Origin of the sequence: Soonwooa sp., assembly GCF_032062245.1 — a bacterium.
In the GTDB taxonomy this organism is placed as follows: domain Bacteria; phylum Bacteroidota; class Bacteroidia; order Flavobacteriales; family Weeksellaceae; genus Soonwooa.
This window is the reverse complement of record NZ_DAMBQF010000022.1, coordinates 16,892-28,763: the sequence shown is the minus strand read 5'-3', so window position 1 is coordinate 28,763 and position 11,872 is coordinate 16,892. Positions and strand designations below refer to the sequence as shown.

Here is an 11,872-nt window from a genome sequence, read left to right as displayed (position 1 = left end):
TAGAGCAATACACTTTTAATGTATGGGTCCTGGGTTCGAATCCCAGCCGGGTCACTAGCTTAAAAAATTTGAAATAAAGATTTAGTCTTTAGCAAAGATTTTAAGCCTGCGTGGTGAAATTGGTAGACACGCCATCTTGAGGGGGTGGTTTCCTAAGGATGTGCTGGTTCGAGTCCAGTCGCAGGCACAAGCAAAAAACTAGAATAAGCAATTATTCAAGACTCGGTAGCTCAGCTGGTAGAGCAATACACTTTTAATGTATGGGTCCTGGGTTCGAATCCCAGCCGGGTCACAAATTTACCTCATAGTAAATTTTTTTCATATTAATATTTTGTGATTTGGTGTTTAGAAGCCTCCTGAATAAGGAGGCTTCTATGTTTTTATATCTATTGCAAAAAAAAAACATCTGGACTTAATCCAGATGCATATTGTCAATTAATCTTACCTTGCCGACATTAACAACCATAAAAGCGCGATAATTTTTATCTTTATAAAAGAAGTGTGTTTCTTTCAAGGTTTCTTCGTCTGCAATTAAAAAATATTCGAGTTCCATACCTTTTTGGTTTTCGACAATTTCTTCGACGCGATTTTTAATTTCAGGAATTGTAATAACTCGGAACCAATCATTCACTTTTTTTAAAGTTTGATAAATAATAGTGGACGCATTTCTTTCTTCTTCGCTAAGGCGCATGTTTCTCGAGCTCATCGCAAGACCGTCATCTTGCCTGTGGATTTTAACACCATGTATTTTTACAGAAAGTTTAAGATTGTCCACCAAAGCTTCGATAATTCTTAGTTGTTGAAAATCTTTTTCTCCGAAATAGGCATTGTCAGGTTTTACTTGTTCAAAAAGTCTTTCGATGACAGTGCCGACACCATCGAAGTGTCCTGGTCGCGCCGCACCTTCCATTTCGTTTTCCAAGCCATTGAAGTTGTAATTTTTGCTTTCAAGATTGCCAGGATAAATGTCTTCTACAGAAGGAACGTATACTGCATCTACTAATCCAGAAACATCTAGTTTTTCGATGTCTTTTTCTACTGTTCTTGGATATTTTTCGAGATCTTCAGGATTGTTAAACTGTGTTGGGTTTACAAAAATTGAAGAAATAACTAGGTTGTTTTCTTTTCTAGCTTCTTTATAAAGCGAAATATGTCCATCGTGTAAGGCGCCCATTGTTGGTGCAAACCCGATGCTTTTGTTTTGTTTTTTAGCTTCAGATACAAATTGTTCTAATTCGACTCTGTTATTTAGGATTTTCATAATCTTGTTAAAATTGAATGTAAAATTATAAAATGTATCTGTACAAAAGTTTTTTATTTGTTAAAAATTTATAAAATTAAATGTTAAATGCTTGATTTAGTGCGTATATAAGTGTGGTGGTTGACCAAATCGTGCTAAAAATTATTAAAATAAAACAATTGCAATAAATTTTTGTAATTTTGCAAAATAAAGTGTTTATACTTTTTAGACAATAAAATATATTATGCCGAATCAAAAGATTTTGTACGTTACAACAGAGATGTATCCTTACCATGAAGATTCTAACATGGGTAACATGGTCCACCAGATGGCTCTGAAAATGCATCAAGAAGGTAACGATGTGAGGGTTTTCATGCCAAGGTTTGGACAAATTAGTGAAAGAAAATTCCAACTACATGAGGTTATTAGGCTTTCTGGGATGAATATTATCATCAATGACTTAGATCAACCTTTGATTATTAAAGTAGCTTCGTTGCCAGGAGAAAGACTTCAGGTTTACTTTATCGACAACGAAGAGTATTTCAAAAGAAAGCAATTGTATTTTGATGACGAAGGAAAAGCTTTTGAGGATAACAACGAAAGAGCAGTTTTCTTTGCACGTGGTGTTATCGAAACTATCAAAAAACTTAACTGGGTGCCAGATGTAATCCATATCAATGGATGGATGGCTTCTCTTATTCCTATTTACTTAAAAACTTTTTATAAAGACGATACATATTTTAACGATACTAAGTTAGTTTTGTCTCTTTACAATGAAGAAAATTCTGAACTTGGAAGCAATAGTAAAGAAATTCTAACTTTTGATAATATTACAGAACTTACATCGTTAGATAATCCAAGTTTCTTAGGCTTTGTTAATGATAGTATGAACTATGTTGATTCTATTGTAAAAGGAGACGAATTTTTAGTAGAATCTTTAGAAGAGGCTTATGGACAAGCGTCGGCAAAGAAATCTGATTATCTAAGTGTAGATGCAATCGCGCAACTATATTAAATCGAAAAAACAAGAATGATAAATAAATTAAAAAGCCTAATTACATTAGGAAGTGCTTTAGTATTGACTTTGGCTGTTGTAAGTTGCGAATCGGATTTGGATAATCTTGGGGAGCAATTGTTTGATGGGAATAGTGCAGAAGGAGTTGAAACGGCTTATAGTATCGTTGGGTTTAATCATACTTATGGAGATGTTATAAGAACAGATGCTGGTAAATTAGGTTATGGAACTTTAGGAGCTTTCACAGAGCCTGTTTTCGGGATGCAAAAATCGTCTTATGTTAGTCAAGTACGTATGTCTACTGATAACGCTGATTTTGGTAAGAATGCTGTTTTGGATTCTGCTGTCTTAGTTATTAATCCGTTATACGAGAAAGATTCTGTTACAACGACAACCAAAGATGATTACATTTATCCAATCGGAAATGTAGAGGCAAAAAAAGTTGTTAATACTTATCCAGTTGCTAAATATGGTAAATATAAAATTGGAGGGAACAAAACTAGTTTTAAAATCAATGTTAAGGAGGTTAATGATTTCTTAGGTGCTTATGCTGATGAAAAATTATCTAATAAAACAGTAAATGTTGCATCAAACGTTCTAGGTTCAAAAGTATTCGACGGAACAATTAATTCAGTTGTTGTTACTAAAAAATCGGATAATTCCGAATTGTTAAATAGAGATGTTAGCTTAAGAATTCCTTTGGATAAAGATTTCTTCCAAACTAAAATTATTGCTAAAAATAAGCAGCTAGAATTAACGAGTGCTGCAAACTTTATTAGATATTTTAAAGGAGTTCAAATTTCTGTTGAAGAGAACGATGGTTATATTTTTAAATTTGATCCTTCTTCAGTTGCTATTAAATTATATTACAAAAATGACCTAACAGCGACAGATGGCACAGTAACGCGAAGTGAGTTGTTGCAATATGATTTGAGTTTAGGTGGAGTTAATGCGAAGTTTAACCAAATTGAATACAACAGAACTGGGACGCCTTATGCGGATGCAATTGCTGGTATCACTGAAGCTGGACAATCACAATTATTTGCTCAAGGTATGGGAGGAAGCGGTCTTACGGTTAGAATTCCTGCTCAGACTGTTGCGACTTTAAGAGATTTAAATAAAAATCAAAAAGTGGGTATTGTAACAGCTAAAATTAGATTATATACAGATGAATCTATTTGGAAAAATACGTTTGCAAAACCTTCTTATTTTACAGTTAAGGAAAAAGATGCGACCGATTTTTTAAGTGATATGACGGCACTTGCGAATACAACTTATACTTTAATTAGACCTTATAATTTAGATAAGGAAGATGCATATTACGATATTGGTATTACAAAAACCTTAAAAGACATTATTGAACAAGCTAAAGAACCAAAAGATTTAATAATCGATTTAGGAAGTTATTTATCGAGTTCGTCAACAGGATTGATGCTTGGTCTAGATTATACAGATCGTGCTTATACACCTAACAGAATTGTTTTAAAAGGTACAGATGCAAATAATGTTGGGAAAGAAATTGAAGCTAGCTTACTTAAGGACTATAAAAATATTCAGTTAAGAGTAGCTTATTCAAAAAAATTAATAAAATAAATTAATAACACAAAAAACATAAATTATGTGCGGAATTGTTGGATATACAGGTTTTAGAGATGCTTACGATATCGTAATTAGCGGATTAAGACGTTTAGAATATAGAGGTTATGATAGCGCAGGTATTGTAATCGATAATAACAATAATAAGCTTGAAGTAAAAAAAACTAAAGGCAAAGTTGATGACTTAGCAGAGATTTCTATAGGACTTCAAGGTATTGCACATGTGGGGATGGGGCACACTCGTTGGGCAACTCACGGTGTTCCAAGTGATAGAAATTCACATCCACATTTATCAAATAATGGTAAGATTGCATTAATCCACAACGGTATTATTGAAAATTATGATACTATAAAAACAATGCTTATTGGAAAAGGTTTCGAATTTCATTCAGAAACTGATACAGAGGTTTTAGTAAACTTAATTCAATATTTTACAGATAAAAATCCAGAGTTAGGATTTGCAGGCGCTGTTAGAGCTTCTCTTAACGAAGTCTATGGTGCATATGCAATTACTGTAATGCACGAAGATTTCCCAGGAGAACTTATTGTAGCTAGATTAGGGTCTCCTTTAGCTATTGGTCTTGGGGATAAAGAATTCTTCATTGCTTCTGATGCTTCTCCTTTTGTTGAATTTACAAAAGAGGCTGTTTACTTAGAAGAAGGTCACATGGCTACTATTTCTTTGGAAAATGGTGTTAATATTTTCACGATTAAAGACAACGAAAAAGTTGAACCAGCTATACAAGAATTAAGATTGAATCTTGAGCAAATCGAAAAAGGAGGTTACGAACATTTCATGCTAAAAGAAATTTTTGAGCAGCCTAAAACTATTCTTGATACCATGAGAGGACGCCTTCTTGTAAATGAAGGAATCATCAAAATGGCTGGTATTTGGGATCATCTTGAGCGTATCAACAAAGCTGAAAGAATTGTAATTATCGCTTGTGGTACTTCTTGGCATGCAGGTCTTATTGGAGAATATCTAATTGAAGAATTTGCAAGAATCCCTGTTGAAGTAGAATATGCCTCAGAATTTAGATATAGAAATCCAATAATTGGACCTAAAGATGTTGTTATTGCTATTTCTCAATCAGGTGAAACAGCCGACACAATGGCTGCTATTAAGCTTGCTAAAGAGAAGGGCGCTTTTGTATATGGTATTTGTAACGTTGTTGACTCATCAATAGCGAGAGTAACAGATGCGGGATCTTATACCCACGCAGGACCAGAAATTGGTGTTGCTTCAACAAAAGCATTTACTGCACAGTTAACAATTTTATCATTAATAGCTCTTAAATTAGGAAAACATAATGGTAATCTTGGTAATGCAGAATTTATGAGTTTAATTGCAGAATTAGACGCGATTCCGACTAAAGTGGAAGAGGTTTTACAATCTTCACATGAAGTTGCTAAAAACATTGCTAAACAATACGTTGATGCGACTAATTTCCTATATTTGGGTAGAGGATATAACTTCCCTTCAGCATTAGAAGGTGCACTTAAGTTAAAAGAAATTTCTTACATCCATGCAGAAGGCTATCCAGCTGCAGAAATGAAACACGGACCAATCGCGCTAATTGATGAGAACATGCCTATCGTTATTATTGCACCTAAACAAGGGCATTATGACAAAATTGTAAGTAACGTCCAAGAGATTAAAGCTAGAAAAGGACAAGTTATTGCAGTAGTTAATAAAGGTGATGTACAGGTAGCGTCAATGGCTGATCATGTAATAGAAATGCCAGAAACATCAGAGTGTTTTTCACCGATTGTAGCTGCGATACCATTACAACTATTATCTTACTATATTGCAGTTTATAGAGGTGCAAATGTGGATCAACCTAGAAATCTTGCAAAATCGGTAACAGTTGAATAATTTTCGACATTAAAATAATATTAATTTAAAAAATGCGTTAAGGAAAATATTAATAGTTTTAAAAAAAATTATATATTTACCGCTTAATTTCATAGTATAGAATGAAAAGGATATTTCTAATATTATTATCTGCATCGGTTGTTGTATCTTGCTCAAAAGGGGGGGGTAAATCAGCAGGTAGACCAGGGGCAAAAACGAAAGGAGAATTAATTCCTGCAAAAAATGCCAAAACATTCATGTCAGAGCGTCCATTTGGGATGGTTCCAATTCCCGGAGGTTCTTTTGTGATGGGTATGACAGATATGGATTTTACCAATATGCCGGAAAAAGCAAATCCAAAAACTGTAACTGTATCATCATTCTTTATGGATGAAACTGAAGTTACTAACGCTGAATATAGAGAATTTATTAACTATGTTAGAGATTCTATTGCTAGAACATTGTTAGCTGAAGCTGCTGGAACAGGCGGATCAGAAAGTTCAACGGGGGCAAGTATTTCAGATTACGCTTATGCTTCAAAAAAAGGCGGTGATAATGTTACTCCTTATCAATCTTATCTTGAATCTCAAGGAGGTAGAGATGGGTATGACGAATCTAAAAAATTAGATTGGAAAGTTCCTTTGCATTGGAATACAGCTGCATATCCAGATGAGCAATATGCTGAGGTTTTAGAATCTATGTATCTAGCACCAGATAAGAGAATTAATAATGAAAGATTAATTGATGCTAACAAATTAATGTATTCTTATCAGTGGGAAGATGTATCTTCTGCTGTTAAAGATAAAACCAGAGATGCTAGCTATCTTAAAAAAGAAAGTATTAAAGTTTATCCAGATACGACTGTTTGGGTTAAGGATTTTAATTACGCATATAACGAACCATTATTTGATCAGTATTTTTGGCATCAAGCATACAAACAATATCCAGTTGTAGGTGTTACTTGGGATCAGGCAAGAGCTTTCTGTAATTTTAAAACTAAGATTAAGTCTGATTTTAATAGTAGCTTAAAGAAAAAGAAACAAAAGCCAATGAGCTTCCGTTTGCCAACTGAAGCCGAATGGGAGTTTGCTGCAAGAGGAGGTATCGAAAATGCTTCATATCCATGGGGAGGGCCGTATCTTCAAGATGATAGAGGTTGCTATTTAGCTAATTTCAAACCTAAAAGAGGAAATTATATTGAAGATGAGAAAAAGGGTACATATGTATATACTGCTCCTGTGAAGAAATTCCCAAGAAATGGGTATGGTCTTTATGACATGGCGGGTAACGTTTCGGAATGGACGGAATCTCCATATAATAATTCTACGTATGAGTTTTCTTCAACACTAAATCCTAATTTATCCAACCAAGCTTATAGAGAAGTTAAAAAAACTGTAAGAGGAGGTTCTTGGAAAGATGCTGGTTATTTATTGATGACAGGTTACAGAGATTGGGAAAGAAAGGACTCTGCCAGAAGCTATGTAGGATTCAGAACAATTCAAGATATCGCACAAGGGTCAGTCAAATTTAAGATGAAATCGACAAAATAAATTCAAAATACACAACTACTAACTATTACTAACTAAAATTTTTTTACCATGTTTAAAACTAAAGAAGCCAGAATGAATTTCTTTTATTCAATTGGCGCAGCGATTGTAATCTTAGGTGCATTATTTAAAATGACACACTGGAGTTTAGGTCCAATTTCTGGTAACGTAGCTCTTGCGGCTGGTCTAATTATGGAAGCGATTGTATTTATCGTGTTCGCATTTGATCCACCAAAAACTGAGGAAGCTTACCATTGGGAAAATGTATACCCTGAACTTTTAGATGAATCTGCTGAAAGAAAACCAAGGAAAGTTGTTAATCAAATTGTTGAGAACAAAGAATTAGAATTATCTTTATCTGATAAATTAGACAAAATGCTTGCTGATGCTAAATTAGATGTAAGCATGTTTGAAAGATTGAGAGGTGGAATCGAAAAATTCGGTGCTTCTGTAGATCAAATCAACCAAACTGTTGATGTTGGTGCTTCTACACATAAGTATAATGAGCAAATGAATCTTGCTGCTAGTCACCTGGAAAGTATGAATGCGCTTTATGCACTACAATTAGAGCATGGTAAAAAGCAATCAGAATTTAGCAAAAAATATGTTGAAGATATTCAAAAATCTGCTGAGCAATCTGAGAAATTCAACGAAGAATTACAAGGTTTAACTTCTAACTTATCTAGTCTTAATAGAGTATACGGCGGAATGCTATCTGCTATGAAGTCTTAATTTCCAGTTCATTTATTTATTAATTATTAAAATTTTTTAAAAATGGCACAAGGAAAACAGACGCCTCGTCAGAAGATGATTAACCTGATGTACTTGGTTTTCATCGCGATGCTTGCGATGCAAATTGACCAAGAAATCATCAGGTCATATAAGGACACCAACCAGTCTCTTACTGATACAAGAAATATGGTTGAAGAAAAGAATGATAAAATCTTCGAAAAAACTTTATTTGCGAAAGCTGCTGCTTCTCCAGAAGTATATGGTCCTTTGCAGGAACAATACAAAGGTCTAGAAGCTAAAACTGATGATCTTGTTAGTTTTATCGACGGATTGAAAGGTAAAATGAGCACTGCTGCGGAGTATGATCCAAACTTACCTTCAGAAGAAAGTTTCACTGCATTAAATAATACAGAGCCTGCGACAAAATTATTTTTTAATGATGGAGATGAAAAGAATCCATCAAAAACAGCTGCTGAACTAAAGACAAAAATGGATGATTTAAGAAATTATATCACCACAACTTTTGCTTCTAATCAACAGTTTGCAGATATTGCAAAGAGAGCTCAGAAGACTTTAGTTCCAGATTTCGTTAAAGGAGATAAGAGAGCTGCTGGCGGAAAAAATTGGATACAATATAAGTTTTACAATCAGCCACTTATTGCTGCTTTGTCTAACTTAGAAGTTATTCAATCAGAAGCTAGAAATCTACAGTCAGATGCAATCTCTTCAATGTTACAAGAGAAAGTTGATGCAGATATTAAGTTTGATGCTTACGAAGCTTTAGTACAAGGTCCAAAACAAGTATTGCAAGGGTCTCCGCAAGAGGTTAAAGTTGCAATTGGTACAAGAGCAAGTGCAATCCCAGGTCTACAAATTACAGGTGTTAGTCGTATAGAAAATGGTCAAGGTATTGCAACGCTTAATGCTGGTGCTGTTGGTCCTCAAGCTTTAAGAGGTGAAATTAAATTTACTGATAAAAACGGAAAAGTTCATTCTTTACCATACGAGCATACTTATGATGTAATCGCAGGTGTACAAGAACTTAAAGCTCAAAAAGGAGCTTTACTTTCTGCTGATAAGATGAATGTATTATATAGAGGTCTTCCTAACCCAGTTTCTGGATCTATCTTAGGTGCTTCTGGTAATATTTCGCTTTCTGCTTCTGGAGCATCAGTTGGTGGAGGTAACGGTAAATGGACTGTAACACCTTCTTCAGGTAACGAAGTAACTTTAACAATTTCTGGTAAAGATCCTAAAGGGGCTACAATTTCTCAACCTTTCAAATTTAGAGTTAAGAATGTACCACCACCAGTTGGACAAATTAGAGGTAGAAATGTTGTGGCTATGCCAGCAAGTTCTATTGCTAACCAATCAGTAACTGTTGCTATGCCAGACTTTGACTTCCCAGTAAGTTTCTCTGTTAATAGCTTCATGTTCAAGGTTCCTGGTAAAGCTGCGATGAGAGTTAACGGAAGTTCTCTTAGCGCTGTAGAAGGTTTAACAAAAGGTCTTAGATCAGGTGATATCGCAATTGTTTTTGATATCCAAGCTACTGCAACTGGATTAGGAGGACAAGTTCTTCAAAACATTCCAGGTATTGCAATAAATGTTCAATAACAACGTTAAATAAAAAAAGAATTTGATTGGTTTTCGAATCAATATTAATAATGATTTATGAAAAAAATAGTTTTTAATTTTCTATTACTTTCTTCTAGTTTCGCGTTAGCTCAAACTAGTGTTCTCAATGCAACTTCTCCTGAAAAATTTAGACAAGAAAGAGAGGCAAAGAAAGATAGTCTGGCAGCACCTTTAAAGTATGGATTTATCGAAGATAAAGACGTCCTTAAAAGCATGGTGGTCTGGGAAATTATTGATATGAATGATAAAATCAATCAACCTTTTTATCATAATAATGATGGATTAGTTGCTCAAAACAAATCTTTATATCAAGTTCTTATTGATGCAGTTACTAGTGGTAAAATTGCAGAAGTTTACTCTGACGAGAATTTTACAACAAGATTAACACCTGAAGGTATTGCAGCATCTACGTCAGCTATTAATGTAGATAACTACTTTGTTCAGTTGATGAACGAAGGTAAGATAGATGACAAAAATGTCACTAAAACATTAAAGGGTTACAAGTCTGTTATGAACGAGGATGATGCTAGTATTAATGCGCTTAAAGGTTATTACAGTACTAGACTACAAGATGTTTATAAAGATGGAAAAGATAACGTAATTGTTAAATTGGATGGTAGTCACTTTAAAGTTACTCAGAATGATATCATTGCCAATGTTGACCAAATTAAAACTAGCACTGAGAATGTTAAGTTATTAAAGATTATGGGACAATGGTACATTGACAAAAGAGATAGCCAATTGAAATATCGTTTGCTAGGTATCTGTGCTATGGGACCAGATCCTAACGGTGCTAAAGCTCAAGCTTCGATTACAAGTTCTCAAATTGAGAGTGGTGTAACACCAGAAGCTGCAGCTCCAGATTCAATTGATTTATTCTGGGTGTTCTATCCAGACGCTAGAAAGGTATTATCTAGTAACTATATCTTCAATTCCAAGAACACAACTTCTGACATTACTTTTGACGATGTGTTAAACGCAAGAAGATTCTCTTCAATCATTTATAAATCAGATAACGGTCAAGGAAGAGGAGGTAGTGGTATCATTGAAGATTACGTTCCTGATGATGCTAATGGTCAAATTGAAGAAAGTGACAGAATTAGAGCTCGTATTCTGCAAATGGAGAACGACCTTTGGAATTATTAAGAATATTATTTCTAATTATACAAAACCTGAGTATCTTTATACTCAGGTTTTTTTATTATGAAGCTAGACTATATTATCGTTGGAGGAGGCTATGCGGGCGTAATGTTTGCGCACCAACTTATTAAAAATAATAAATCTTTTATTTTAATTTCTGATGGCGTTAGGTCAGCATCGGAGATTTCTGCTGGCGTTTGTAATCCAATTGTTTTAAAACGTTTTACGGGCGTATGGAATGCTAAGAATGAAATAGAAACTGTCCGAAGCAACTTTTCAGAGATGGAAACTTATCTTGGTCAAAATTTCATCAATTCAGAAAATCTTGTTCGTATTTTCCATGATGATGTAGAGCGTGATCTTTGGCTTAAAAAATCAGAAAATGAGGATTTAAAAGATTTCCTCGATACAGATTTTATTAAACTCAAATCTGTTAAAAATGAATATCTATCTGGTAGAGTTCATGATTCTTTGAGAGTTGATGTCAAAGCTTTTTTTCGGAGTTTTTATTCCTATTTAGAAAAAAATAAATTATGGTTAAAAGAAGCTTTTGATTTTTCTGAATTAAATTTAGAAACCAATACCTATAAAGATTTTCGTTTTGATAAAATTGTTTTTTGCGAAGGTGTTAATGTCAACAACAATCCTTATTTTTCTAATCTTCCTGTTAAAGGCAATCGTGGACATTCGATTTTAATTTCTTCGGATATAGAAATCGATCCTTATATTATTAAAAAGAAATTTTTTTTGTTTAAAACAAATCAGAAGCAATTTTTTGTTGGGGGAACTTATGAATGGGATCAAACTGTTCTGGAGATTATTCCAGAATCTGTTAATAAGCTAACCTCGGGACTTGAAGAGATTTTCGATAAAGAATATAAAATCGATGAAGTCAATGTCGCTTTTCGAGCAGTTGTCCATGATAGAAGACCTATTCTTGGTCGTCAAGCAGAACATGAAAACATGTTTGTCTTAAACGGAATGGGCGCTCGAGGTGTTATGAATTCCTGTTTCTTTTCTAAACAATTATTTGAACATATCGAAGTCGGGAAAGATATTTTTCCTGAAGTTGATGTTAAACGATTTCAATAAAAAAAGCGACTTAAGTC

At 34.0% G+C, this 11,872-nt stretch carries 9 protein-coding genes and 3 tRNA genes (1 of these 12 only partly in view); 11 read left to right on the top strand and 1 reads right to left on the bottom strand.

The features are described from left to right. From RT037_RS10460 to RT037_RS10450, 3 genes are all read left to right on the top strand, one after another. Positions 1-54, top strand: a tRNA-Lys gene (locus RT037_RS10460); it begins 119 nt to the left of the window's first position. 50 nt (positions 55-104) lie between these two features. Next, positions 105-187, top strand: a tRNA-Leu gene (locus tag RT037_RS10455). A 32-nt stretch (positions 188-219) separates the two neighbouring features. After that, positions 220-292: transfer RNA gene (locus tag RT037_RS10450), tRNA-Lys, on the top strand. A gap of 120 nt (positions 293-412) precedes the next feature. Here the strand turns inward: RT037_RS10450 and panC are convergent. Then, complete coding sequence (gene panC / locus RT037_RS10445; RefSeq protein WP_313030856.1) at positions 413-1,261, bottom strand: pantoate--beta-alanine ligase; 849 nt, start codon at positions 1,259-1,261, stop codon at positions 413-415. A gap of 223 nt (positions 1,262-1,484) precedes the next feature. Between panC and RT037_RS10440 the strand changes: the two genes are divergently transcribed. The 8 genes from RT037_RS10440 to RT037_RS10405 all read left to right on the top strand — a co-directional run bounded on the left by RT037_RS10440 (position 1,485) and on the right by RT037_RS10405 (position 11,855). Beyond that, complete coding sequence (locus tag RT037_RS10440; RefSeq protein ID WP_313030853.1) at positions 1,485-2,255, top strand: glycogen/starch synthase; 771 nt, start codon at positions 1,485-1,487, stop codon at positions 2,253-2,255. Between the two features lie 15 nt (positions 2,256-2,270). Then, a complete protein-coding gene (locus RT037_RS10435) occupies positions 2,271-3,848 on the top strand; it encodes a DUF4270 family protein (RefSeq protein ID WP_313030851.1) in 1,578 nt (525 codons plus the stop codon). Between the two features lie 25 nt (positions 3,849-3,873). Further along, positions 3,874-5,727 (top strand): glutamine--fructose-6-phosphate transaminase (isomerizing), encoded by a 1,854-nt coding sequence (gene glmS / locus RT037_RS10430; RefSeq protein WP_313030849.1) that lies wholly within the window; start codon positions 3,874-3,876, stop codon positions 5,725-5,727. A gap of 101 nt (positions 5,728-5,828) precedes the next feature. Next, complete coding sequence (gene gldK / locus RT037_RS10425; RefSeq protein ID WP_313030845.1) at positions 5,829-7,256, top strand: gliding motility lipoprotein GldK; 1,428 nt, start codon at positions 5,829-5,831, stop codon at positions 7,254-7,256. Positions 7,257-7,304: 48 nt separating this feature from the next. After that, complete coding sequence (gene gldL, locus RT037_RS10420; RefSeq protein WP_313030844.1) at positions 7,305-7,985, top strand: gliding motility protein GldL; 681 nt, start codon at positions 7,305-7,307, stop codon at positions 7,983-7,985. 42 nt (positions 7,986-8,027) lie between these two features. Then, positions 8,028-9,602, top strand: a complete 1,575-nt coding sequence (locus RT037_RS10415) for a GldM family protein (protein ID WP_312321886.1) — start codon at positions 8,028-8,030, stop codon at positions 9,600-9,602. A gap of 57 nt (positions 9,603-9,659) precedes the next feature. Beyond that, a complete protein-coding gene (gene gldN / locus RT037_RS10410) occupies positions 9,660-10,769 on the top strand; it encodes a gliding motility protein GldN (RefSeq protein WP_313030843.1) in 1,110 nt (369 codons plus the stop codon). Between the two features lie 57 nt (positions 10,770-10,826). Continuing rightward, complete coding sequence (locus RT037_RS10405; protein WP_313030838.1) at positions 10,827-11,855, top strand: FAD-dependent oxidoreductase; 1,029 nt, start codon at positions 10,827-10,829, stop codon at positions 11,853-11,855. Positions 11,856-11,872 lie beyond the last annotated feature (17 nt).

Excerpts from the sequence above, each read along its gene's own strand:
- RT037_RS10405 (WP_313030838.1), top strand. The coding sequence starts at position 10,827 with ATGAAGCTAGACTATATTATCGTTGGAGGAGGCTATGCGGGCGTAATG.
- panC (WP_313030856.1), bottom strand. The coding sequence starts at position 1,261 with ATGAAAATCCTAAATAACAGAGTCGAATTAGAACAATTTGTATCTGAA.
- gldN (WP_313030843.1), top strand. The coding sequence starts at position 9,660 with ATGAAAAAAATAGTTTTTAATTTTCTATTACTTTCTTCTAGTTTCGCG.
- gldL (WP_313030844.1), top strand. The coding sequence starts at position 7,305 with ATGTTTAAAACTAAAGAAGCCAGAATGAATTTCTTTTATTCAATTGGC.
- gldK (WP_313030845.1), top strand. The coding sequence starts at position 5,829 with ATGAAAAGGATATTTCTAATATTATTATCTGCATCGGTTGTTGTATCT.
- RT037_RS10440 (WP_313030853.1), top strand. The coding sequence starts at position 1,485 with ATGCCGAATCAAAAGATTTTGTACGTTACAACAGAGATGTATCCTTAC.
- glmS (WP_313030849.1), top strand. The coding sequence starts at position 3,874 with ATGTGCGGAATTGTTGGATATACAGGTTTTAGAGATGCTTACGATATC.
- RT037_RS10415 (WP_312321886.1), top strand. The coding sequence starts at position 8,028 with ATGGCACAAGGAAAACAGACGCCTCGTCAGAAGATGATTAACCTGATG.
- RT037_RS10435 (WP_313030851.1), top strand. The coding sequence starts at position 2,271 with ATGATAAATAAATTAAAAAGCCTAATTACATTAGGAAGTGCTTTAGTA.